The sequence below is a fragment of the Pseudomonas sp. GM84 genome (assembly GCF_000282535.1).
Taxonomy (GTDB): Bacteria; Pseudomonadota; Gammaproteobacteria; order Pseudomonadales; family Pseudomonadaceae; genus Aquipseudomonas.
Map to the genome: position 1 here is coordinate 1 of NZ_AKJC01000313.1, position 22,793 is coordinate 22,793.

Annotated in this window: 21 protein-coding genes and 1 tRNA gene; 6 read left to right on the forward strand and 16 right to left on the reverse strand. The window is 61.9% G+C overall.

Annotated features, from left to right (window positions below; genetic code table 11):
• Positions 1–22: 22 nt before the first annotated feature.
• The 11 genes from PMI38_RS22080 to PMI38_RS22130 form a co-directional block, all read right to left on the reverse strand.
• Positions 23–1,744, reverse strand: a complete 1,722-nt coding sequence (locus tag PMI38_RS22080) for a SulP family inorganic anion transporter (protein WP_008099040.1) — start codon at positions 1,742–1,744, stop codon at positions 23–25.
• A 211-nt stretch (positions 1,745–1,955) separates the two neighbouring features.
• Positions 1,956–3,056 carry a redox-regulated ATPase YchF gene (ychF, locus tag PMI38_RS22085; protein ID WP_008099042.1) on the reverse strand — a complete coding sequence of 367 codons (1,101 nt, stop codon included), beginning with the start codon at positions 3,054–3,056 and terminating at the stop codon, positions 1,956–1,958.
• A gap of 22 nt (positions 3,057–3,078) precedes the next feature.
• Positions 3,079–3,663 carry an aminoacyl-tRNA hydrolase gene (pth, locus tag PMI38_RS22090; protein WP_008099045.1) on the reverse strand — a complete coding sequence of 195 codons (585 nt, stop codon included), beginning with the start codon at positions 3,661–3,663 and terminating at the stop codon, positions 3,079–3,081.
• Positions 3,664–3,739: 76 nt separating this feature from the next.
• Positions 3,740–4,336 carry a 50S ribosomal protein L25/general stress protein Ctc gene (locus PMI38_RS22095; protein WP_008099048.1) on the reverse strand — a complete coding sequence of 199 codons (597 nt, stop codon included), beginning with the start codon at positions 4,334–4,336 and terminating at the stop codon, positions 3,740–3,742.
• A gap of 118 nt (positions 4,337–4,454) precedes the next feature.
• Positions 4,455–5,396 carry a ribose-phosphate pyrophosphokinase gene (locus tag PMI38_RS22100; protein WP_016391678.1) on the reverse strand — a complete coding sequence of 314 codons (942 nt, stop codon included), beginning with the start codon at positions 5,394–5,396 and terminating at the stop codon, positions 4,455–4,457.
• 48 nt (positions 5,397–5,444) lie between these two features.
• A tRNA-Gln gene (locus PMI38_RS22105) sits at positions 5,445–5,519 on the reverse strand.
• A 19-nt stretch (positions 5,520–5,538) separates the two neighbouring features.
• Complete coding sequence (gene ispE / locus PMI38_RS22110; protein ID WP_008099052.1) at positions 5,539–6,399, reverse strand: 4-(cytidine 5'-diphospho)-2-C-methyl-D-erythritol kinase; 861 nt, start codon at positions 6,397–6,399, stop codon at positions 5,539–5,541.
• A gap of 3 nt (positions 6,400–6,402) precedes the next feature.
• A complete protein-coding gene (gene lolB / locus PMI38_RS22115; protein ID WP_008099054.1) occupies positions 6,403–7,020 on the reverse strand; it encodes a lipoprotein insertase outer membrane protein LolB in 618 nt (205 codons plus the stop codon).
• A 4-nt stretch (positions 7,021–7,024) separates the two neighbouring features.
• The gene (locus tag PMI38_RS22120; RefSeq protein WP_008099056.1) at positions 7,025–8,746 is read right to left on the reverse strand and encodes a tetratricopeptide repeat protein; all 1,722 of its coding nucleotides are present in this window, start codon (positions 8,744–8,746) and stop codon (positions 7,025–7,027) included.
• 1,157 nt (positions 8,747–9,903) lie between these two features.
• Entirely contained in the window at positions 9,904–10,881 is a 978-nt protein-coding gene (locus tag PMI38_RS22125; protein ID WP_008099059.1) for a hypothetical protein, read from the reverse strand.
• A gap of 10 nt (positions 10,882–10,891) precedes the next feature.
• Positions 10,892–11,380, reverse strand: a complete 489-nt coding sequence (locus PMI38_RS22130) for an Hcp family type VI secretion system effector (protein ID WP_008099060.1) — start codon at positions 11,378–11,380, stop codon at positions 10,892–10,894.
• A 498-nt stretch (positions 11,381–11,878) separates the two neighbouring features.
• Between PMI38_RS22130 and hemA the strand changes: the two genes are divergently transcribed.
• Genes hemA through murI form a run of 5 tightly spaced genes read left to right on the forward strand, consistent with a single transcriptional unit; the run spans position 11,879 to position 16,604 of the window.
• Complete coding sequence (gene hemA, locus PMI38_RS22135; RefSeq protein ID WP_008099065.1) at positions 11,879–13,156, forward strand: glutamyl-tRNA reductase; 1,278 nt, start codon at positions 11,879–11,881, stop codon at positions 13,154–13,156.
• Complete coding sequence (prfA, locus tag PMI38_RS22140; protein WP_008099067.1) at positions 13,153–14,235, forward strand: peptide chain release factor 1; 1,083 nt, start codon at positions 13,153–13,155, stop codon at positions 14,233–14,235. The genes hemA and prfA overlap by 4 nt, the downstream gene beginning before the upstream one ends.
• Positions 14,235–15,065, forward strand: coding sequence for a peptide chain release factor N(5)-glutamine methyltransferase (prmC, locus tag PMI38_RS22145; protein WP_008099069.1), 831 nt, complete (start codon positions 14,235–14,237; stop codon positions 15,063–15,065). Before prfA ends, prmC begins: the two co-directional genes overlap by 1 nt.
• Positions 15,059–15,814, forward strand: coding sequence for a molybdopterin-synthase adenylyltransferase MoeB (locus PMI38_RS22150; RefSeq protein ID WP_008099071.1), 756 nt, complete (start codon positions 15,059–15,061; stop codon positions 15,812–15,814). The genes prmC and PMI38_RS22150 overlap by 7 nt, the downstream gene beginning before the upstream one ends.
• Entirely contained in the window at positions 15,807–16,604 is a 798-nt protein-coding gene (gene murI, locus PMI38_RS22155) for a glutamate racemase (RefSeq protein ID WP_008099073.1), read from the forward strand. The genes PMI38_RS22150 and murI overlap by 8 nt, the downstream gene beginning before the upstream one ends.
• Positions 16,605–16,614: 10 nt before the next feature.
• Here murI and PMI38_RS22160 read toward each other — a convergent pair whose 3' ends face one another.
• The 5 genes from PMI38_RS22160 to PMI38_RS22180 all read right to left on the reverse strand — a co-directional run bounded on the left by PMI38_RS22160 (position 16,615) and on the right by PMI38_RS22180 (position 21,696).
• Positions 16,615–17,313, reverse strand: a complete 699-nt coding sequence (locus PMI38_RS22160; protein ID WP_008099074.1) for an SDR family oxidoreductase — start codon at positions 17,311–17,313, stop codon at positions 16,615–16,617.
• A complete protein-coding gene (gene phrB, locus PMI38_RS22165; protein WP_008099075.1) occupies positions 17,310–18,752 on the reverse strand; it encodes a deoxyribodipyrimidine photo-lyase in 1,443 nt (480 codons plus the stop codon). The genes PMI38_RS22160 and phrB overlap by 4 nt, the downstream gene beginning before the upstream one ends.
• A complete protein-coding gene (locus tag PMI38_RS22170) occupies positions 18,743–19,642 on the reverse strand; it encodes a MerR family transcriptional regulator (RefSeq protein WP_008099077.1) in 900 nt (299 codons plus the stop codon). The genes phrB and PMI38_RS22170 overlap by 10 nt, the downstream gene beginning before the upstream one ends.
• Positions 19,632–20,600, reverse strand: coding sequence for a YbgA family protein (locus tag PMI38_RS22175; RefSeq protein WP_008099079.1), 969 nt, complete (start codon positions 20,598–20,600; stop codon positions 19,632–19,634). The genes PMI38_RS22170 and PMI38_RS22175 overlap by 11 nt, the downstream gene beginning before the upstream one ends.
• 109 nt (positions 20,601–20,709) lie before the next feature.
• Positions 20,710–21,696: an NAD(P)/FAD-dependent oxidoreductase gene (locus PMI38_RS22180; protein WP_008099081.1), complete on the reverse strand. Its 987-nt coding sequence runs from the start codon at positions 21,694–21,696 to the stop codon at positions 20,710–20,712.
• Positions 21,697–21,882: 186 nt separating this feature from the next.
• Between PMI38_RS22180 and PMI38_RS22185 the strand changes: the two genes are divergently transcribed.
• A complete protein-coding gene (locus PMI38_RS22185; protein ID WP_008099083.1) occupies positions 21,883–22,788 on the forward strand; it encodes a TIGR01777 family oxidoreductase in 906 nt (301 codons plus the stop codon).
• Positions 22,789–22,793 lie beyond the last annotated feature (5 nt).

Here is a 22,793-nt window from a genome sequence, read left to right on the forward strand (position 1 = left end):
CGATAGGGCCGGTACAGGCTACCTAGGGCTGCCAGTCGACGCCGCTGTCTGCAAGGTAGGCATCCACTGCAGCCCCGACCGTTGGGTGAAAGGCGTTCTCGCCCATGTGCTGGAACAAGCCAAAGCGCTTCATCTTGTCCTTCACCGGGTCCTTCATTTCGGCAAACTGCAGCTCCACCCCGCGCGCTTCCAGCGCCCGGTCCAGCTCGGCGAGCATGTCGGCGGAAGTGACGTCGATGCTGGTCACCGGCTCCGCCGCGATCACCAGCCGCTGCACGGGGGTCGGTGATTCATCGACGGCAGCGAGCACCGTGTGCTGGAACTGCTCGGCGTTGGCGAAGAACAGCGGCGCGTCCCAACGTAGCAGCACAAAGCCTGGGATTCGCCTGGCCTGTGGATAACGTTGCACATCATGGTAGCCACGGGTGCCGTCGACCCGGCCGAGCACCGCGTAATGCGGGCGCCAACCGTCCCAGAGGAACTCGATCACCGAGATCGCCACGGCAATGCAGATGCCGGGGATGGCGCCGAACACCGCGACACCGACGAAGCAGGTGAACGACAGCCAGAACTCCCATTGCTGCATGCGGAAGATGCGCTTGAGGTCGGCGAACTCGAACAGCCCCATGGCCGCGGCAATTACCACGGCGGCCAAGGCACTGTTGGGCAGGTGCTGCATCAGGTTGGGCGCCACCACCAGCAGCAGGGTGACCGCCAGTGCACCGATGATGCCGGTGAGCTGGGTTTTCGAGCCTGCCGCTTCAGCCACCGGCGTACGCGACGAGCTGCTGCTGATGGGGATGCCCTGGAACAGGCCGGCGGCCAGGTTCGCCACGCCCAGGCCGAACATCTCCTGATTCGGGTCGACCGGGGTTTTCAGGCGTGCGGCGTAGGTGCGTGACAGCACGCTGGTGTCGGCGAACGACACCAGCGCCACGGCGATCCCGCCCAGCAGTACTTCGACCAGGTCGATGTCGGTCACCCAGGGGAACACGAAGCTCGGCAGGCCCTGGGGCAGCTCGCCAAGCACCTTGACGCCCAGCTGGTCGAGCTTGAACAGGCTGACCGCCAGCGTTGCCAGCACCACGGCGATGAGAATGCCCGGCAGGCGCTTGAAGGGCTTTAGCAGCAGGATCAGCGCGAGGCTGCCGGCACCGATGGCAAAACTGGGCCAGTGGCCCTGGCCAGCCAGCAACGCCTGGGCCAGTGTCCACAGGTCGCGCACTGGCCCCTGGCTGTCGAACGAAAGGCCGAACAGCTTCGGCAACTGGCTGATCAGCACCGTCAGGGCGATGCCGTTCATGTAGCCATAGCGGATCGGTTTGGACAGCAGTTCGGTGATGAAACCCAGGCGCAGCAACCCGGCGATCACACAGAAAGCACCGGCCACCAGGGCCATCATGCCGGCGATGGCGATTGCCCGTTGTGGGTCGCTTGCCGCGTATTGCACCACCACCGCGAGGATGGGTGCAGCCAGTGCCGAGTCAGGGCCGAGCACGAGGATTCGACTGGGGCCGAACAGGGCGTAGGCGAGCAGGGGGATGATGGTGGCGTACAGGCCATAGATGCCCGGTACCCCGGACGCTTCGGCGTAGGCGATGCCGACAGGCACCAGCATGGTGGTCAGCACCAGGCCGGCAGCGATGTCCTTGGGCAGCCAGGCAGCTTGATAGTGCAGCAGCGTGGCCAGGCCGGGGAACCAGCGCTTCCAGTCGAAGCGCGGGCGGGGAGGCGTTCCATGCATGGTCGAGGCTCCGGAAAGAGGACGCATGAACCGCGTCGAACCATTCTGGGCCTTGGCTCAGGAAAGCATCAAGTTGTTTTCCAGGCCTGAAACGGCGGCGCCCCCTTCGCGGGACAAGCCCGCTCCCACAAACACAGCGCCGCTCTCAAGCCTTGCGCTGTTACCTGTGGGAGCGGGCTTGCCCCGCGAAGGGGGCGCCGCTGATGTCGCGTTAAACGTTGAAGCGGAAGTGCATCACATCGCCGTCTTTGACGATGTAGTCCTTGCCTTCCAGGCGCCACTTGCCGGCTTCCTTGGCACCGCCTTCACCCTTGAACTGGATGAAGTCGTCATAGGCCACCACTTCGGCGCGGATGAAGCCTTTTTCGAAGTCGGTGTGGATCACGCCAGCGGCCTGCGGCGCGGTAGCGCCGACGCGGACGGTCCAGGCTCGCACTTCCTGCACGCCGGCAGTGAAGTAGGTCTGCAGGTTGAGCAGCTCGTAACCGGCGCGAATCACGCGGTTCAGGCCAGGCTCTTCCAGGCCCAGGGCCTCGAGGAACATGTCTTTTTCTTCGCCGTCATCGAGCTCGGCGATTTCGGCTTCGATCTTGTTGCACACCGGTACCACGACCGCGCCTTCTTCCTCGGCGATGGCCTTGACCACGTCCAGGTGCGGGTTGTTGTCGAAGCCGTCTTCGGCGACGTTGGCGATGTACATCACCGGCTTGCTGGTCAGCAGGTGGAAGCCACGGATGACGGCCTTCTCGTCGTCAGCCATGTTCTTCATCAGGCTGCGCGCAGGCTTGCCTTCGGTGAAGTGCGGGATCAGTTTTTCCAGGATGGCCTTCTGCGCCAGGGCTTCCTTGTCGCCACCCTTGGCGTTGCGGGTGACCTTCTGCAGTTGCTTCTCGCAACTGTCGAGGTCAGCGAAGATCAGCTCCAGATCGATGATCTCGATGTCGCGCTTGGGGTCGACGCTGTTGGAAACGTGAATCACGTTCTCGTCTTCGAAGCAGCGCACCACGTGGGCGATGGCGTCGGTCTCGCGGATGTTGGCGAGGAACTTGTTGCCCAGGCCTTCACCCTTCGAGGCACCGGCTACCAGGCCGGCGATGTCGACGAACTCCATGGTGGTCGGCAGGATGCGGTTGGGCTTGACGATTTCCGCCAGCGCCGCCAGGCGCGCGTCGGGCATCGGCACGATGCCGCTGTTCGGCTCGATGGTGCAGAAGGGGAAGTTCTCCGCCGCAATGCCAGACTTGGTCAGGGCGTTGAACAGGGTGGACTTGCCGACGTTGGGCAGGCCGACGATGCCGCAATTGAAACCCATGGGTATTCCCCTCTCTAGGAAATCAGGCCTTCTGGCTGTGCAGCTCGCGCATCGCCTTGGCAAAGTCGCCAGCGAGCACGTCCGGCAGCACGCCGAGGGCAAAATCGATGCTGGCGTCGAGCTTCTCCTGCTCGGCGCGCGGCGCGCGGCCCAGGACGAAGTTGGAGACCAGTTTGGCGTCACCCGGGTGGCCGATGCCAAGCCGCAGGCGGTGGAAGTCGTTCTGGTTGCCGAGCTGCGCGATGATGTCGCGCAGGCCGTTGTGCCCACCATGGCCACCGCCGCGCTTGAGCTTGGCGACGCCTGGAGGCAGGTCGAGTTCGTCATGTGCCACCAGGATCGCTTCCGGCTTGATGCGGAAGAAATTGGCCAAGGCCGCCACGGACTGGCCGCTACGGTTCATGTAGGTGGTGGGGATGAGCAGACGAACGTCGTTGCCCTGATGGCTGAATTTAGCCGTCAGGCCGAAATACTTGCGGTCAGCGGTCAAGGAGACGCGCTGGGCGCTGGCAATGCGTTCAACGAAAAGAGCCCCTGCGTTATGCCGGGTCTGTTCGTATTCGGGGCCGGGGTTACCCAGGCCGACGATCAACTGGATGGCGGTCACGTAGGGGCTCTTCCTTGGAGTTGGTGGGTTACGGTGCGCGGCACTGTAACCCGATCAACACCGGCGCGCGAGTGGATTACTCAGCGGCGCCTGCTTCAGCTTCTGGAGCAACGCGTGGCGCGTGAACGTTGGCAACAGCTTTGTCATCACCGTGGGCCAGAGCGACGAACTCTACGCCTTTCGGAGCTTTCAGGTCCGACAGGTGGATGATGCTGCCGACTTCGGCGTTGGCCAGGTCGACTTCGATGAACTCAGGCAGGTCTTTGGCTTCGCAGGAAACTTCGATCTCGGAAACAACGTGCGAGATTTCGCCGCCTTTCTTGATCGGGGCTTCTTCGCCAACGAAGTGAACTGGAACCTTGGCGGTCAGCTTCTGGCCAGCAACGACGCGAACGAAGTCGGCGTGCATGATGAAGCCTTTGGCTGGGTGACGCTGCATGGCCTTGACTACGACGTTCTGCTTGGCGCCGTCGACGTTCAGCTCGATAACGTGGCTGAAGGCAGCTTCGTTTTCGAACAGCTTGGCGATTTCCTTGGCCACGATGGTCAGGGATTGAGCTTCTTTATCGCCACCGTATACAACGGCTGGGATGTTGGCGGAGTGACGCAGGCGGCGGCTCGCACCTTTCCCCAGGTCAGTACGCGCTTGGGCGTTCAGAATGAAATCAGTCATTTTGTTTCTCCAAAATAGCCCCCCGAGGGCGTTTGCGACCAGCGCCAACGGGGATGGCAAAAAAGCCCCGCCCCAACAAATGCTGGGGCGGGGCGCTTCACATCAATACCTGTTCCGCTTAGCGGAACATCGCACTGATCGATTCTTCATTGCTGATGCGGCGTACCGCTTCAGCGACAACCGGTGCGATATCCAGCTGGCGGATACGGTCACAGGCTTGAGCAGCGGCGGACAGCGGGACGGTGTTGGTCACCACCAGCTCGTCCAGTACCGACTTCTCGATATTCTCGATCGCGCGGCCCGACAGGACAGGGTGCGTGCAGTAGGCGTAAACCTTGGCAGCGCCGTGTTCTTTCAGGGCCTTGGCCGCGTGGCACAGGGTGCCGGCGGTATCGACCATGTCGTCTACCAGGATGCAAGTGCGCCCTTCGACATCACCGATGATGTGCATCACTTCGGAGTGATTGGCCTTTTCGCGGCGTTTGTCGATGATACCCAGGTCGACACCCAAGGACTTGGCGACGGCACGTGCGCGCACGACACCACCGATGTCCGGGGAGACGATCATCAGGTTCTCGAAACGCTGGTCTTCGATGTCGTCGACCAGTACGGGCGAGCCGTAGATGTTGTCGACGGGGATATCGAAGAAGCCCTGGATCTGGTCAGCGTGCAGGTCGACGGTGAGTACACGGTCGATACCCACGACAGTGAGCATGTCAGCGACAACTTTGGCGCTGATGGCTACACGTGCCGAACGCGGACGGCGGTCCTGGCGGGCGTATCCGAAGTAAGGAATCACAGCAGTGATTCGCGACGCAGAGGAGCGGCGGAAGGCATCAGCCATCACGACCAGTTCCATCAGATTGTCGTTGGTAGGGGCACAGGTTGGCTGGATGATGAAGACGTCCTTACCACGGACATTTTCATTGATCTCAGCACTGATTTCGCCGTCGGAGAACTTACCGACAGAAACATCACCCAGTGGAATATGCAGCTGACGTACGACACGCCGAGCCAGATCGGGGTTAGCGTTCCCCGTAAAGACCATCATCTTGGACACGCGCAGTACCTGAAGGCTGAGGGTATACCTGGATGAGTATAAGGAAAATGGCAGGGGCGGCTGGATTCGAACCAACGCATGGCAGGATCAAAACCTGCTGCCTTACCGCTTGGCGACGCCCCTGTATCTGTTGCTGCGAGCGCTAGGCACTCGACTTCTTGATCAGACTTTGCAGCTCACGATGCAACATCGAAACATTGCTTCCTTTCGCCACAAACCCTGTTTGGGTCTCTGAAAGAAGGGCCAGAACTTTATCAGCTTCGGCTTTGCTTGGGAAGGCCCCAAACACACAACTTCCAGTGCCGGTCAGTCGAGCCTTTGTGAATTTACCCAATGAATTCAACGCATTGCGAACTTCTGGGTAACTCTGCTCTACCACCGGTTGGCAGTCATTTCGACTGTTTCCCTCGGGAACGGGGCGCATCTTAAGGGGGAGGGAATCACGTGTCAACAGCGGATGTGAAAAAATTTCTACAGTGCTGACAGACACTTGCGGCACCAGCACGACATACCAGGGTTCCTCCGGGTCGACCGGGGTCAGTTGCTCGCCCACGCCCTGGGCGAACGCGGCGTGGCCCCGCACGAACACTGGCACGTCGGCGCCCAGGGTCAGGCCCAGGGCGGCGAGGCGGTCTTCATCCCAGTCCAGTTGCCACAGGTGGGCCAGGGCCAGCAGAGTGGTAGCGGCATCCGAACTGCCACCACCGATACCGCCACCCATGGGCAGTACCTTGTTCAGCCAGATGTCGGCGCCAAGGTCAGTGCCGGATTGTTCCTGCAACTTGCGCGCGGCGCGCACGATCAGGTTGCTGTCGTGGGGCACTGCGGCGATCTCGGTGTGCAGGCGGATCACGCCGTCGTCACGGCGGGCGAAGGTCAGCTCGTCGCCGTGGTCGAGGAATTGGAATACGGTTTCCAGCTCGTGGTAGCCGTCAGGGCGACGACCGATGATGTGCAGCCACAGGTTGAGCTTGGCCGGGGCGGGCAGGGTGATCTTGTGCATCGATCAGTGCCCCAGCTGGCGCGGCTGCCAGTCCTTGACCACCAGGGTCACGTCCAGGTTCTTGCCGTGCAGTTTCAGGCGATCGGGCAGCCAGTAGCCGTTCTGCTCGGTGTAGCTCAGGTACTGCACCTGCCAGCCATCCTGGTCGAGGCTGGCCAGGCGACTGTCGCCGTCCAGGGTCAGCTTGCTCTTGCTGTCGGGGGCGGGCAAGCCGCGCACCCACCAGACCAGGTGCGAAACCGGCAGTTGCCAACCAAGCTGTTCTTCCAGCAGGGCTTCGGGGCTTTCTGCCTGGTAGCGGCCCTGGTTGGCCACTTCCAGCACCACGCCGCCAGGGCGACCGGTCAGGCGTGCGGCGCCACGGCCCAGGGGGCCGGCCAGGCGGATGTCGTAGTAGTCCTGGCGCTGCAGCCAGAACAGCGTGCCGCTGCCGGAATCGCGCGGGGCGCGGATGCCGACCTTGCCGTTGATCTGCCAGCCATCGAGGGTGCTCAGCTGCTCTTTATGAGCGCGCCACTGCTGTGGGTCGCCTTGGCCCTGCAGGGCTTCGCGGCTACCAAAGCCGGCGCAGCCGGCCAGCAGGGCAATCAGGGTAAAGGTGATGCAATGGCGCAAGAACATGGCGTTAGAGGGTCTCGGATCCGGTCAGGCGCAAAACGGTCTTGCGCAGGATAGGGCTGTCGGGCTGGGTTTCGAAGGCCTTGGCCCAGACCTGACGTGCTTCGCGGCGCTTGCCGTTGGCCCACAGGACTTCACCCAGGTGGGCAGCCACTTCATGGTCGGGGAAGCGCTCCAGCGCCTGGCGCAGGTAGCGTTCGGCTTCATCGAGGTTGCCCAGGCGGTAGGCGACCCAGCCCAGGCTGTCGAGCACGGCCGGGTCGTCGGGGGTCAGCTGGTGGGCCTTGTCGATCAGCGCCTTGGCTTCGCTATAGCGGGTGGTGCGGTCGGCCAAGGTGTAGCCCAGGGCGTTCAGGGCCATGGCGTTTTCCGGCTCGCGGGCAATGATGGCGCGCAGGTCTTTTTCCATTTGCGCCAGGTCGTTGCGTTTTTCGGCCAGCATGGCGCGGGTGTAAAGTAGGTTGAGGTCGTCCGGGTAGTGCTGGAGGGCTTGTTGCAGCACCTGGTTGGCCTGGGCGTCCTTGTTGTTGTTGCTGTAGCTTTCCGATTCGATCAGGTACAGCTGGACGGCGATGTCCGGCTGCGCTTCACGGGCCGCGGCAAGTTGGCGCGAGGCTTCGCTGCCACGGCCGTTGGCGATGAGAATATCGGCCTGACGCAATTGCGCCGGCAGGTAATCGGGGCCGGGGCCGACCTGTGCATACTCGCGCAGGGCGCCCGCCGGGTCGTGGCGTTCTTCGGCGATGCGACCCAGGTTCAGGTGCGCGGCGTCGACATTGCTGTCGCGTTCGATCATTTCGCGCAGGTAGCTTTCGGCCTCGTCCCAGTCCTTGTTCTCCAGGCACACCAGGGCCAGCGAATAGCGCAGCTCATCGTCATCGGGGTATTGCTGGACCAGGCTGATGAATTCGCCCTTGGCGTCGGCGATACGGTCCTGTTCGACCAGGGTACGCGCATAGGTCAGGCGCAGGCGTTTGTCATCCGGGTTGTCGCGAATGGCCCCACGCAGCAGCGGCAGGGCCTCCGGGCCGCGGTCGAGGGCCTGGAGCAGGCGGGCGCGGAGCAGGATCGGGGCGATTTCGCCATCCTGTGCCGGGTGCGCCTCAAGCAGTTCGAGGGCCTCTTCGGTCTTGCCGTCCTGGTTGAGCAGCAAGGCCTTGCCAAACACCAGCTGGCTGTTGTCCGGGTACTTGACCAGCAGGCGGTCGAAGCTCTGCATCAGGCCATCGCGGGTGCTCTGGTCGGTTTCGGCGGCCGACAGGGCAAGGAAGTCGAAGTGGGTGTCGCCCTTGCCCTGCAGTACCTTCTCCATATACGTCATGGAGTCGTCGTAGCGGCCGACACGCGCCAGCTGAATGGCGGCGGCGCGCTGGGCGTCGAGGTTCTGCGGGTCGTTGCGGGCCCAGACCAGCGCGTTGTCGAGGGCCGGCTCGTCGGCACCGAGGTATTCGGCAATGCGGTAGGCACGCTCGGAAACGCCGGGGTCCTGGGTCTTGGCGGCCTGGTCGGTGTAGTTGGCCAGGGCGATGTCGAAGCGGTTGCGTTGCCCGGCCAGCTCGGCCACCAGCAGGCTGTACAGCGTATCTTGCGTGAACGACCCATACGCCACGGGCTTTTGCGCCTCGCTTTTGTCGGCCTCGGCAACGGTAGGCTCGGCACTTTTCGGGGCCAGGCTCTGGCAGCCCTGGAGCAGGGCGAAGGCAAGCAGCAATGCGTAGGGTCTGTTCATATAAAGAGGCTTAGAAGGACTTACCGGCGGTCGGAGCATGATGACACAAGCGCGGGGGCAAACCCACCTGCGAAGGTCGAGGTTTACAGCAGGGGTGATGCTGGGTCGGACAGCGGTAGCGGGTAGGGGTTCGGTTGTTTTTCCGTTGGGCGAGAACGCGGGAGCCTACTCATGCCGCGCGCCCTTCATCGAGATGGTGATAAGGCGCCGGCGCATGCAGGCTCGAAATCTGACGTCTTGATAGATTAAAAGATGGCTATCGAATCGGTGAGAAATGAAGCCAGGCTCGGAAACACATGAGCGCAAAAATTAGTCCCATCAAAATGATCCATGTTGCGATCAAGGGCTTTTTTAATCGAGGTGGCATTTTATGAAAGTCATTCAAGTCAATCAGTCCTCGGCGTGCGCATAGTTTGGGGGTCGTAAGTGAGAAGGAAATCAAGCCGGTGCGCAAGAGTTTTCCGAATAAGCCTGTTTCTGAGTAGAACGTTTTGTTGTTTTGAACCATTTTGCAATTTGGTAGTGATGACTCGATTTCATCAAGGTGGCGATGGGCGATATAAGTGATCACGCACATCGTCGCTCCTAATGGCATGATTATTAAAAATCCAAGCAGTGCGGCTATTTCGCGGCTCATGGTATGAATGTTTACCAAAGGTGGTCAGCCATGATCTCGAAAGGCTTTGGCTGGTGTGCTGGCTTTGCCCCATTTATAACTCGTGAAAAGTCGCGCCCTTCATGAGGCAATGACTGGCGCGACTATTCTTCCATCTGCTACCAGCTACGGTTTGGATCATGTATATGTAGCCAGATACAGAAGGCGATGAGTGATCCAATGAGTATTGGATGCAAGGTGCCAATGGTGATCAGTACTCTTTTCAAGCAAGCTGGAAATTTTTCGATCTCGTTAAGGTCAAGTAAGCCTCTACGTGCGTAAGGCTTTGGAATAGTCAGTATCATAGTGATCGATAGCATACGCATGACTCTTCCCATGAGGCCGGCTTGCGAGAAGGTTTTTATGTTTCCGGCAACGAATTTGCTATTTTTTAGTAGCGATTCGATATGTTCAAGGTGCCGAACTGATAGGTAGAGTGATACGCAATTTGTGGCTACCATGGCGGCCAAGATGATAAATGCGACAACGCCAGCTGCAGTGCTCATAATTGCCCCACCTTTTCATACAGAACCTCTCCAACAGCCTCTCCCCCTACACCGCCAAGTTTGGCGCCTCCTATACCCCCTGCAGCCCCACCTATGACGGCACACGCGAGAGCGCCTGTACCACCTGTGGGTACGCCAAAGGCAATGCAAATGCTGCTGATAAGGCCTCCGCCATAGTTGGCACCCATCCACCCGCCCGCTACGCTGCCGGTCAAGGAAGTGCCCTTAACGTATTTTGCTCGCCTACATTCTTCTACACGTCCCAGGATGCAAGCCTCTTGAATGTCCAGCCCTGTAGTCGCCACTTCCAAAGCGATGCCTATATAGGTACCTTTCTTAATCAGATTGGCAGCCTTGCCCGCTCTGGCAACCTTATCCGCATACCCTGCAATCTCCCCAGCATGCAGATAACTCTTCGTAGAAATCGCCAGTGTCCTTTTGATCGACCCTCTATTCCGCAGACCAGCCCCGAATGCTGCCAACTTGCTCAACTGTTCATCCAGCTTCACGAACAGCGCAGCACGCCTTGCATAAAACTGGTCACGCGCCTTGAGCGTGCCGGAGCCAAGGTATTCCTTATGCAGCTTTTCAATTTCCAGCAGGGTGTCCTGAATAGCCTTCAGATGCCGGCTCCAGCCATCACTGACCACGCCCGCGCCCATAGAGGCGTGGGCAAGCAGGCTCTTCAGGAGTTCGAAATTCTCCAGGAAAAATTCGTCAGCGCCCTGACCGCTGCGCATCAGGCCCATATGGGTGATAGCGGCCTTTGACATCAGAAAAGCCTCATGGCTGGTGCAGGACGGCGTAGACCAGTCACCCATGACGACTAGCTCACCACTTTTGACCACTGTGTTGTAGATATGCGAATTCAGCACATCGAACTTGCTGGCAGCGTGCCCCGTCAGGGCAAGGCTAGCCTTGAGCGTGTGGTAGTTCTGCATCCTGGGATTGATATAGGCGCGAGCTTGGGACATGACGATACCCTCACGCGTATTTCTTGTTGCCGATCCTGTCCCAACCGCCGGCGATGTTGCCGCCGCCGCTGCCGTCGATACGTTTCTGCTGGGTATAAGTGGTCTTGATCCTGCCGTAGTCGAGCTGAACAACCTCTATCGGCACACCGTCGGCGGCGCTCTGGGTGTAGTCGGCAATGATCACTTCTTCGAGGACAATCTCGTAATACTTGAGCTTGTCACCACCCGCGCGGCAGAGCGCAAGTCTGACTTCCTTGAGGTGCTGGCCTGCGCAGCTGGCTTCCATCAGTTTGCAGCTGGCACTGTCGAGGAACTTGGTGAATGTGAAGTTGCTGACGGCAGTACGACCTGATGTCGCACCACCGGCTGAACTTGCGGTGGCTGAAGTGCTTTGGCTGACACCGAAGTCATAGCCGGTGACTTCGATCCATTTGCTGTATTTCTCATCCAGCGCTTCGCCTGGAATCTCGTCGATTTTTATATAAGCGTCAAAAGCCATGCATACCGCTCCTTGGTAATCATTAAGTGTGAAGGGTTTGTATGTGCTGGCGGGAATCTGGCCCGGACAGTGATGGCCAAGGCTAGGTATTGACACTGGGTAGCGCAATGACCGGGGTGCTATTTCGGAAAAGGACTACAAATCTGTGGATTAAATCCATACGAATATGTCGAAAGATTTCATTGACACCAACTTTTGTAGGAAATATTTCGGAACTTCGTTTAATGGTTAAACGGTTCTCGACTGGCAGCCCAGTGCTGACCGTCGCGCACATCCCTCGATGCATCGAAGCGACCCTTGTGGGAGCCGGCTTGCCGGCGATCACCGGCGTAGCCGGTGCCATGTATTCGCAGTGCCTGCATCGCCGGCAAGCCGGCTCCCACAGGGGCGTCTGCCGCCAGGACGAGGCCTGCTATCACTCCAATAGCGAACGGTGGTTGTTCTAAAACCTGCGAAAGAGGACAATTATCGGCTTCCCGTCACAACCAGCGACCTTGCATGGCCTTTCTTGCACTTGGTATCAACCATAAGACTGCCTCGGTAGACGTACGCGAGCGCGTGGCGTTTACCCCAGATCAGCTGGTCGACGCCCTGCAGCAGCTCTGCCGACTGACCGCCAGCCGCGAGGCGGCGATCCTGTCCACCTGCAACCGTAGCGAGCTCTATATAGAGCAGGACCACCTGTCTGCCGACGACGTTCTGAAGTGGCTGGCCGAATACCACCGGCTGAGTCTGGATGAACTGCGCGCCAGCGCCTATATCCATGAGGAGCACGACGCCGTTCGGCACATGATGCGGGTGGCCTCGGGCCTGGACTCGCTGGTGCTCGGCGAGCCGCAGATCCTCGGTCAGATGAAGTCGGCCTACGCCGTGGCGCGCGAGGCCGGTACCATCGGCCCGCTGCTCGGGCGCCTGTTCCAGGCGACCTTCAGTGCCGCCAAGCAGGTGCGTACCGATACCGCGATCGGCGAGAACCCGGTGTCGGTGGCCTTCGCCGCGGTCAGCCTGGCCAAGCAGATCTTCAGCGACCTGGGCCGTAGCCAGGCGCTGCTGATCGGTGCGGGTGAAACCATCACACTGGTTGCCCGCCACCTGCACGAGCAGGGCGTGCGCCGTATCGTCGTGGCCAACCGCACGCTGGAGCGGGCCAGTACCCTCGCCGCGCAGTTCGGTGCCCACGCCGTGTTGCTGGCCGATATCCCCCAGGAACTGGCCCACAGCGACATCGTCATCAGCTCCACCGCCAGCCAATTGCCGATCCTTGGCAAGGGCGCCGTGGAGAGCGCGCTGAAGCAGCGCAGGCACAAGCCGATCTTCATGGTCGATATCGCCGTGCCGCGCGACATCGAGCCGGAAGTGGGTGAACTCGACGACGTCTACCTGTATACCGTCGACGACCTGCACGAAGTGGTCGCGGAAAACCTCAAGAGCCGCCAGGGCGCGGCCCAGGCTGCCGAGGAGTTGGTCTCGGTGGGCGCCGAGGACTTCATGCTGCGCCTGCGCGAGCTGGCTGCGGTGGACGTGTTGCGTGCCTACCGCCAGCAGAGCGAGCGCCTGCGCGACGAAGAATTGCAAAAGGCCCAGCGCCTGCTGGCCAACGGCGGCAACCCCGAGGACGTACTGGCCCAACTGGCCCGTGGGCTGACCAACAAACTCCTGCACGCGCCCAGCGTGCAACTGAAAAAGCTCTCGGCCGAGGGCCGCCTCGATGCGCTGGCCATGGCCCAGGAACTCTTTGCCCTCAATGAGGGCTCGACGGACAAAACCCCGCAATGAAAGCGTCGCTGCTGAACAAACTGGACACGCTCCAGGACCGCTTCGAGGAACTCACCGCGCTGCTTGGTGACGCCGAAGTCATATCCGACCAGACCCGCTTTCGCGCCTATTCCCGCGAATACGCCGAAGTGGAGCCGGTGATCGCCGCCTATCAGGACTGGCGCAAGGTGCAGGACGACCTCGAGGGTGCCCAGGCGCTGCTCAAGGACGCCGACCCCGACCTGCGTGAAATGGCCGTGGAAGAAGTGCGCGATGCCAAGGAACAGCTGGTCGGACTGGAGTCGCAGCTGCAGCGCATGTTGCTGCCCAAGGACCCCAACGACGGTCGCAACGTGTTCCTGGAAATCCGCGCCGGCACCGGCGGCGACGAGGCAGCCATCTTCTCGGGCGACCTGTTCCGCATGTACTCGCGCTACGCCGAGCGGCGTGGCTGGCGCCTGGAGATCCTGTCGGAGAACGAAGGCGAGCATGGCGGCTACAAGGAGGTCATCGCCCGCGTCGAAGGTGACAGTGTGTACGGCAAGCTCAAGTTCGAGTCCGGCGCGCACCGCGTGCAACGTGTACCAGAGACCGAGTCCCAGGGCCGCATCCACACCTCGGCGTGCACCGTGGCGGTACTGCCGGAGCCCGACGAGCAGGTGGCGATCGAGATCAACCCGGCCGACCTGCGCGTGGATACCTACCGCGCCTCCGGCGCTGGCGGTCAGCACGTCAACAAGACCGACTCGGCGATCCGTATTACCCACCTGCCCACCGGCATCGTGGTCGAGTGCCAGGAAGAGCGCTCGCAGCACAAGAACCGTGCGCGTGCCATGTCCTGGCTGTCGGCCAAGCTCAACGACATGCAGACCAGCGCTGCGCAGAACGCCATCGCCAGCGAGCGCAAGCTGCTGGTGGGCTCCGGCGACCGCTCCGAGCGCATTCGCACCTACAACTATCCACAGGGCCGGGTCACCGATCACCGCATCAACCTGACCCTGTACTCCCTCGACGACATCCTCGCCGGCGGCGTGGACGCCGTGATCGAACCTTTGCTGGCCGAATACCAGGCCGACCAACTGGCCGCCCTGGGGGACTGATGACCATCATTGCCAGCCTGCTGCGCAACGCGCAGTTGCCCGACTCGCCTACCGAGCGCCTGGACGCGGAACTGCTGCTGGCCGCGGCCATCGGCAAGTCGCGCAGCTACCTGCACACCTGGCCCGAGCGCATCGTCAGCAGCGAGGATGCCGCGACCTACGCCGGCTACCTGCAGCGGCGCCGTGGCGGTGAGCCGGTCGCCTACATCCTGGGTCAGCAGGGTTTCTGGAAGCTTGACCTGGAAGTAGCGCCGCACACGCTGATTCCGCGGCCGGACACCGAGCTGCTGGTCGAAGCGGCCCTTGAGTTGCAGCCGGCGACGCCGTCGAAGGTCCTCGACCTGGGCACCGGAACCGGTGCCATTGCCCTGGCCCTGGCCAATGATCGCCCGGCCTGGCAGGTTACTGCGGTGGACCGGGTGGAAGAGGCGGTGGCCCTGGCCGAGCGCAATCGGCAACGCCTGGGCCTGGGCAATGTTCAGGTGCTGGCCAGCCACTGGTTCGACAACCTGGCCGGCCAGCGTTTCGACCTCATTCTCAGCAACCCGCCCTACATTGCCGCCGAAGATCCGCACCTTGTCGCGGGTGATGTTCGCTTCGAACCCAGCAGTGCGCTGGTGGCGGGTGCCGATGGCCTGGACGACCTGCGAGCGATCGTCAGCCAGGCACCCCAGTACCTGTTGCCAGGGGGCTGGTTGCTGCTCGAACATGGTTACGACCAGGCAGCGGCAGTGCGTGAACTGCTGACCGCGCAGGGTTTCATCGAGGTTGCCAGCCGCAAGGACCTTGGCGGCCATGAACGTATTTCCTTGGGGCGTTTGCCATGCTGACCGATCAGGAATTGTTGCGTTACAGCCGGCAAATCCTGCTGGCGCAGGTGGACATCGACGGGCAGTTGCGGCTCAAGCGCAGCAAGGCGTTGATCGTCGGCCTGGGCGGCCTCGGCTCGCCGGTTGCGCTGTACCTTGCCGCGGCAGGGGTTGGCGAATTGCACCTGGCCGATTTCGATACCGTCGACCTCACCAACCTGCAGCGCCAGGTGATTCATGACAGCGACAGCGTTGGCATGAGCAAGGTGGACTCGGCTGTGCAGCGCCTGCAGGCGATCAACCCCGAGATCGGCCTGGTCGCTCACCGCCAGGCGCTGGACGAAGATTCCCTGGCCGCCGCCGTGGCGGCGGTCGACCTGGTGCTGGACTGCTCCGACAACTTCTCTACCCGCGAGGCGGTCAATGCAGCGTGCTTCGCCATGGGCAGACCGCTGGTCAGCGGCGCGGCGATCCGCCTCGAAGGGCAGTTGTCGGTGTTCGATCCGCGACGCGACTACAGCCCCTGCTACCACTGCTTGTATGGCCACGGCAGCGAGGCCGAGCTGACCTGCAGCGAAGCCGGCGTGATTGGCCCGCTGGTAGGGCTGGTTGGCAGCCTGCAGGCGCTGGAGGCGATGAAGTTGCTGGCCGGTTTCGGCGAGCCGTTGGTGGGCCGCCTGCTGCTGATCGATGCCCTCGGCACCCGCCTGCGCGAGCTGCGGGTCAAGCGTGATCCGGCCTGCGCCGTGTGCGGCAAGCGCGATGGCTGAGCGTTCGGCGCCGATCGGCGTGATGGATTCGGGGGTCGGCGGCTTGTCGGTCCTCGCCGAGATCCAGCGGCTGTTGCCCAACGAATCGCTGCTCTACGTGGCCGACAGCGGCCATGTGCCGTATGGCGAGAAAACCCCGGACTATATTCGCCAGCGCCTTCGGCGCATTGCCGAGTTCTTCCAGGCGCAAGGTGCCAAGGCAATGGTGCTGGCGTGCAATACCGCGACAGTGGCGGCGGTTGCCGACCTGCGCGAGCTGTACCCCGATTGGCCGCTGGTGGGGATGGAGCCGGCGGTCAAGCCTGCTGCTGCAGCCACACGCTCCGGGGTGGTGGGCGTGCTGGCTACGACCGGTACCTTGCAGAGTGCCAAATTCGCCGCCTTGCTCGACCGCTTCGCCAACGATGTGCGGGTGGTCACGCAACCTTGCCCTGGGTTGGTCGAGCGGATCGAGAGCGGTGACCTGGACAGCGAGCCATTGCGCCAGCTGCTGCAAGGCTATGTGCAACCGCTGTTGGCTGCAGGTTGTGACACGCTGATCCTCGGCTGTACTCATTACCCCTTCCTGCGTCCGCTGCTGGCCACGATGGTGCCTGCTGACGTGGCCATCATCGACACAGGCGCGGCCGTGGCGCGCCAGATGCAACGCTTGCTGGTCGAGCGCAACCTGCTGGCTGAAGGACCCGCACGCGAGGCTGCTTTCTGGAGCAGTGCAGATCCTCAATTACTGAGCAGCGTCCTACCTGTGCTGTGGCACGAGTCGGGCAACGTGCAACGCTTTCAGCTGTAAGACACGGATATCAGCGCGACAAGGGCCACAAGCTGCCCAAGTCCATCACCTCCAGCACCAATTCCGCTTCGCGCAGAGGCAAGCGCCGCAGCAGTTCATCAGCCGCACTTTGCGGCGTCCAGCTCTCTGGCATGGCTTGTACGGAGGTCACCGGTGCCCTCAACGATTGCGGGGCCACCACCGTCAGTGCGATGCCCAGGTCATTCAATTCGTCACGCTCTTCGCGAAGCCACTGGGGCATGTTGTTCCAACCAGCGGTCACCTGCGTCGGTGAATACAACTGCAAGGCCGAATAGCGGTTGAAGATGGCCATCACCTGCGGCGCGTTGCCTTTCGCCAGCAACGGCAAGACCTTGGCCAGGCAATGTTCGCCGGCCAATTGATTGGTGCTGACGATGCTTTCGAACAATTCGCTGTCCGGCACGTCGTCAGCCAGGTAGTCACAGGTGCCTGCATTGATGATCAGGCCGTCCAGTGATCCCCAGGCATGGCATAGCTGTTGGCAGGCACTGGCAGCCTGCTCTTCGTCATGCAGTTGCCAGGGCAACTGCAACAGCCTGCTGCCATGGCGCGATGCCAAAGCCTGCAGTGCCTTGCCGTCCTTGCCGCTGGCGGCAACTCGGTGCCCTTGTTCAAGCAATCCTTCTACCAAAGCCAAACCCAGTCCATTGGTGGCCCCCGTAACCCAGAAACTGCGCGAGTTGTTCAAGTTACTGCCCTCTGCTCCTGCCGGCGTGGAAGGCTTTTGAAGGCCTCCAGAGCGCGCTGACGACTACTTCCGAGATCGACGATCGGACTGTGATAAGAATTAATAGCTAAAAGATCCGCAGACTTCACGGGCTGATGAATAGTTTTATTATCCAGTACCCTCAATTCTGGTAACCATTGGCGGATAAAGCGCCCCTCCGGGTCGAAGCGCTCCGACTGGGAAACCGGGTTGAACAGCCGGAAATAGGGTACGGCATCGGTGCCCGTAGAGGCGCTCCACTGCCAACCGCCATTGTTGGCGGCCAGGTCACCGTCTATCAGGTGACGCATGAAGTGGCGCTCACCCAAACGCCAGTCGATCAGCAGGTTCTTGCTGAGGAACATGGCGACGATCATGCGCAGGCGATTGTGCATCCAGCCGGTGTGCAGCAACTGGCGCATGGCGGCGTCGATGATCGGGAAACCGGTACGTCCCTCTTTCCAGGCCTGCAGATCCTCGGGCGCATCACGCCAGGGCAGGGCTTCGGTGTGGGCGCGGAAAGCGCGATGGCGCGATACCTGTGGATAACCGTTCAGGATGTGCTTGTAGAACTCGCGCCAAAGCAACTCGTTGATCCAGGTCTGGATGCCGCTGCTACCGCTGTCGAACTCACCCCGGTTGCTGGTCAGCGCAGCGTGCAGGCATTGCCGTGGCGAGATCACGCCCGCCGCCAGGTAGGCCGACAGCTGGCTGGTGCCCGCTTTGGCCGGTAGATCGCGCAGGTGTTGGTAGTCTTCGACGGTTTCGTCGAGAAAACGCGCAAGCCGCGCCTGCGCTTCATCCTCACCGGCAGGCCAGTGCTCGCTGAGCGCACGCGCGGGTTTGTCGAAGCCCTCGATATGTTGCGGGATCGGGTCGCTGTTGATGTCCAGTGGCGCTTGCCGTCTTACCCGCTGGGCAAGCGCAGGCAGGCCACGGTGCAGGTGCTCAAGGCAGGCTTTCTTGAACTGGCTGAAAACCTGGAAGTAATCGCCGCTGCGGGTCAGGATCGTGCCGGGGCGCAGCAGCAACTGGTCCAGATAGCCATGGGCCTGGATGCCGTGAGCCTGCAGCAGCGCTCGGGTGGCCTGGTCGCGCCGGCTTTCGTTGATGCCGTACTCATCGTTCCAGTGCACCGCCTCGATCGCGTGCTGACGGCATACCTCAAGTACACAGGGTGCTGCTTCATCCCACCTGTCGATCTTGCGAATCAACAGCGGAATATTCAGCTTGCCAAGGGACTGGCGCAGGTCGCGCAGGTTGCGCAGCCAGAAGTCCACCTTGCACGCCGCGTCGTCATGGTCCTGCCATTGGCCAGGGCTGGCCAGCCACAACGCCACGACCGGGCCGCGCTCGGCGGCGGCGCTCAGGGCGGTGTTGTCGTCGATGCGCAGGTCAGTGCGCAACCAGATCAATTGCATGGTGAAGTCATCTCGGTAAGCCGGCGGTCATGGCGTTGCAGTAAACGCAGTGCCGCTTGGGGGGTATCGAATAGGAAAAGCTCGGGAAGATCGAACGCTTCCAACTGCGTCTGATGAAGCGAAACCGTGGCCCCGCCGAGCAGCTTCACCCCGGTTATTCCCTGGAGTGTGCGCTGCAAGGTCTTTGCGTCGATACGTGGGCCCAGGTGCAGGAGCAGCGCCCTGGGTTGCAGTGCGGTGATTGCGCGTTGCAGTTGCGCGCCGCTGACCGGCTGTTCCAGCACTTCAACGGCTATACCGTTGCTGCTCAGCAGCCAGGCACATAGCCACAGGGTGGGGTCGAATGGGCGCTCGGCGTCTTCGGCCAGCAGTACCGCTGGCCCCTGGAGCAGCAGGTTGTCATGGTAGACGCGTGCGCCCAGCTTGCTGCGCAGCCAGGTGTGGAAAAACACCTGTTCGAGCTGGGCGTTGAAATAGGTGCGCCAGCGCAGGGCCAGGCTTTCCAGCAACGGCAGCAGCAGTTGTTCGCACAGGGTGATGGCAGGGTACAAGGCCATGGCCTGGTTCAACTGCTGGTCCAGGGTGCGCTGGGAAAGGCCGGCAATGGCTTCGATGAGCTGCGCCTGCCGTGCCTGCCAGTCGCCCTGCACAGTGGCGCCGGTTGGTTTGTCGATCAGTTCGCGTACCTGTCCCACCGATGCGCCGCGTTCGAGCCAGGCGAGAATCGCTTCGACCCGTTCCACCTGCTCGTCGGTATACAGGCGATGTCCCTTGGCAGTACGTTGCGGTTTCAGCAAGCCATAGCGCCGCTCCCAGGCACGCAGCGTCACCGGGTTCACGCCGGTGCGGCGCGCCAGCTCGCCGATGGGCAGAAGCCCTTCAGACGGCATTGCGCAGCCCCAGGCTGTCGGGGTGTGGTTGCAGGTAGGCCTGCTGCAGCAGATAGGGGTCAGGGTGCTTGCGCAGGTAGTGCTTGAGCAAGGTCAGCGGTACGACCAGGGGCACGAACCCTTGTTGGTACTGATCGATGATGTGCGCCAGCTCGGCTTTGTCCTGTTGCGTCAGCGCCCCTTTGAAATAGCCGCTCAGGTGCTGCAGGACGTTGCCATGGGTGCCACGGCTGGCGCATCGGCGCAGGGCCTGCATCAACGCGCTGAAATATCGCGGCCCGATCACCTGCGGGTCGTCATCCCGGCTCATGCTGCCGAGCAGGCGACCCAGTTGGCGATAGGCGTGTGGGTTGTTGGCCATCAACAGGTACTTGTAGCGCGAATGAAAGCGCACCAGGGCGCCGCGGCTCAAACCTTCACTCAACAGGCGTTGCCAATCGGCGTAGGCATAGACGCGGCTGATGAAGTTTTCCCGCAGCACCGGGTCGTGCAGCCGGCCCTCTTCTTCCACCGGCAGGTCGGGACGCAGGGCGCAGAACGCCCCAGCATAGGCACCTGTGCCACCTTGTGGGGCAGGGTGGCCGTTGTCCTGATAGACCTTGACCCGTGCGAGTCCGCACGAAGGTGACTTCTGCATGAAGATATAGCCGCAGATATCATTCAGCTCATTGGCCATCTGCTCGCCATAACTGCGCAGCGGGCCGGTCAGGTCCATGCCGGGGTTGCGTGTGCTCACCACTGCAGGGTGGTCCGGGTCGCCAACCAGCCGTATAGGATCGCGCGGCACGCCCAGGCCGATGGCGACTTCAGGGCAGACGGGCAGCCAGTCGAAATGTTGTTCCAATTGCTCGCGGCACAATTCGGAGGCCTTGTGCCCGCCGTTGTAACGCACGCTATGCCCGCTCAGGCAGGCACTGATGGCGATGCGAGGTTTGGACGTGGCGGCGACGTCGAGCATGGCTATCTCCGGAATAAACTTGTACATGGAAGATGGCATGTACAAGTTTATTCCAGCATAGCTGAAAACTTATGCAAGTGGTTTTTTCTGTACAGCTTTTTCGTGCGGGCTAATCGAGGTGTTCCAGCAGCCGTCTTGCAGCTTCCTGGCCGCTGAGCCAGGCGCCTTCGACGCGGCCGGACAGACACCAGTCGCCGCAGGCGTAAAGCCCCTGGTCGGCATCGGCGAGCGCGCCCCATTCATGGTTACCGGCAGGCCGTGCATACAGCCAGCGGTGGGCGAGGGCGAAGCTGGGCGCGGGTACGACGCAGCCGACCAGCTCGGCAAACTCACCCCAAAGCTGCTCGATCACTTCTTCCTTGCTCAGGTCGATGTGCTGTTTGCTCCAGGCAGAAGTGGCATGCAGTACCCAGGTGTCGAGGTGCTCGTCGCGTCCGGGCTTGCTGCGGTTGCGGGCGAGCCAGTCGAGGGGGCTGTCCTGCACGAAGCAGCCTTGCATCGGGGTGTCCAGGGGGGTCTGGAATGCCAGGGCGACGGCCCAGGTAGGTTCCATCACCACCCCGGCGGCCACCGCCGCGAGCTTGGGTGTGGCGGCCAGCAACGGCGTGGCCTGGGGCGCCGGCACGGCAATCACCACGCGGCTGTACGGGCCGTGGCTGCAGCCTTCGGTGTCCTGCAGGTGCCAGTACTGTTTGCCACGGAACACTTCGGCAATGCGGCAGCCAAAATTCACCGTTACGTCCTTGAGCAGGCCGCGGGTAATGGCGCTCATGCGCGGTACACCGACCCAGCGGGTCTGTTCGTCGGGGGAGGGCGTGAGCTCGCCATCACGGTAGTTGTACAGCTGAGGCTTCCACTGTTCCGCCCAGCCAGCTTCCACCCAATGCTGCACCTGTTCGACGAAGCGCCGGTCGCGGGCGGTGAAGTACTGTGCGCCCAGGTCGAGGGCACCGGCTTCGCTGCGTTTGCTGGCCATGCGCCCGCCACTGCCGTGGCCTTTGTCGAACAAGTGAACGGACTGCCCGGCCTTTTGCAAGGCCTGGGCGGCGGACAGACCGGCGATACCGGCACCGATGATGGCAATAGGTACTGTCATGATGGCCTCTTCAAACCTTGCTGTACGCAGACTACGCTGTCAGGCAAACCTGTACAATGCACAATGTTTGTATAAGGTTATTCCGCTTATGAGGCAGGTTGGCCTATGTTTATCCGAGAGCGTTTGGTTAAAAAAGTGCCTTGTTGTTAAAAATAGACCATCGCCGCACTCTGCGAGGACACAGCCATGCATATATTGCTGACAGGCGGTACCGGCTTGATCGGCCAGCACCTGTGCCAGTTCTGGCTCGGGCAGGGCCACCGGCTTACGGTGTGGAGCCGGCGCCCCGATCAGGTGCCGCGCTTATGTGGCAAGGGCGTGCGAGGCATCGCGCAACTGCAGGAGCTGGCTGCGGATGACCCGGTGGACGCCGTGATCAACCTGGCGGGTGCGCCAATCGCCGACCGGCCCTGGACGGCTGCCCGACGACAGCTGTTGTGGACCAGCCGCATCACCCTCACCGAGCAGTTGCTGGCCTGGCTGGAAAGCCGCGAGCAGCGCCCGGAGGTGTTGATTTCCGGTTCCGCCGTAGGTTGGTATGGCGATGGCGGCGAGCGTGAGCTGACCGAGGCCTCGCAACCCGTGCGCGAAGACTTCGCCAGCCAGTTGTGCATCGCCTGGGAAGAAACCGCCCAGCGTGCGCAAAGCTTTGGTATCCGGGTAGTGCTGGTGCGCACGGGTCTGGTGCTGGCCAGCGATGGCGGCTTTTTGTCGCGCCTGCGGCTGCCGTTCAAACTGGGGCTGGGTGGGCCGTTGGGCGATGGTCGGCAGTGGATGCCATGGGTCCATATAGACGACCAGGTCGCCCTGATTGATTTTCTCTTGCAGCACAACGACGCCAGCGGTCCCTATAATGCCTGCGCGCCGGAGCCGGTGCGCAACCGCGAGTTCGCCAGGCGCCTGGGCCGTGCCCTGCACCGGCCGGCGTTCATGCCGATGCCTTCGCTGCTGCTCAAGGCCGGGCTTGGCGAATTGTCGACCTTGCTGCTCGGCGGTCAGCGGGCGCGCCCGGTACGCCTGCTGGCAGCGGGCTTCACTTTCCGCTTCAACGATCTGCAATCGGCCCTGGACAATTTGTCCAGCCGCCTCTGACATAG

Coding starts and splice junctions, on each gene's coding strand:
- PMI38_RS22080 (WP_008099040.1), bottom strand. CDS start 1,744: ATGCATGGAACGCCTCCCCGCCCGCGCTTCGACTGGAAGCGCTGGTTC.
- ychF (WP_008099042.1), bottom strand. CDS start 3,056: ATGGGTTTCAATTGCGGCATCGTCGGCCTGCCCAACGTCGGCAAGTCC.
- PMI38_RS22095 (WP_008099048.1), bottom strand. CDS start 4,336: ATGACTGATTTCATTCTGAACGCCCAAGCGCGTACTGACCTGGGGAAA.
- ispE (WP_008099052.1), bottom strand. CDS start 6,399: ATGCACAAGATCACCCTGCCCGCCCCGGCCAAGCTCAACCTGTGGCTG.
- lolB (WP_008099054.1), bottom strand. CDS start 7,020: ATGTTCTTGCGCCATTGCATCACCTTTACCCTGATTGCCCTGCTGGCC.
- PMI38_RS22120 (WP_008099056.1), bottom strand. CDS start 8,746: ATGAACAGACCCTACGCATTGCTGCTTGCCTTCGCCCTGCTCCAGGGC.
- PMI38_RS22125 (WP_008099059.1), bottom strand. CDS start 10,881: ATGTCCCAAGCTCGCGCCTATATCAATCCCAGGATGCAGAACTACCAC.
- PMI38_RS22130 (WP_008099060.1), bottom strand. CDS start 11,380: ATGGCTTTTGACGCTTATATAAAAATCGACGAGATTCCAGGCGAAGCG.
- hemA (WP_008099065.1), top strand. CDS start 11,879: ATGGCCTTTCTTGCACTTGGTATCAACCATAAGACTGCCTCGGTAGAC.
- prfA (WP_008099067.1), top strand. CDS start 13,153: ATGAAAGCGTCGCTGCTGAACAAACTGGACACGCTCCAGGACCGCTTC.
- prmC (WP_008099069.1), top strand. CDS start 14,235: ATGACCATCATTGCCAGCCTGCTGCGCAACGCGCAGTTGCCCGACTCG.
- PMI38_RS22150 (WP_008099071.1), top strand. CDS start 15,059: ATGCTGACCGATCAGGAATTGTTGCGTTACAGCCGGCAAATCCTGCTG.
- murI (WP_008099073.1), top strand. CDS start 15,807: ATGGCTGAGCGTTCGGCGCCGATCGGCGTGATGGATTCGGGGGTCGGC.
- phrB (WP_008099075.1), bottom strand. CDS start 18,752: ATGCAATTGATCTGGTTGCGCACTGACCTGCGCATCGACGACAACACC.
- PMI38_RS22170 (WP_008099077.1), bottom strand. CDS start 19,642: ATGCCGTCTGAAGGGCTTCTGCCCATCGGCGAGCTGGCGCGCCGCACC.
- PMI38_RS22175 (WP_008099079.1), bottom strand. CDS start 20,600: ATGCTCGACGTCGCCGCCACGTCCAAACCTCGCATCGCCATCAGTGCC.
- PMI38_RS22180 (WP_008099081.1), bottom strand. CDS start 21,696: ATGACAGTACCTATTGCCATCATCGGTGCCGGTATCGCCGGTCTGTCC.
- PMI38_RS22185 (WP_008099083.1), top strand. CDS start 21,883: ATGCATATATTGCTGACAGGCGGTACCGGCTTGATCGGCCAGCACCTG.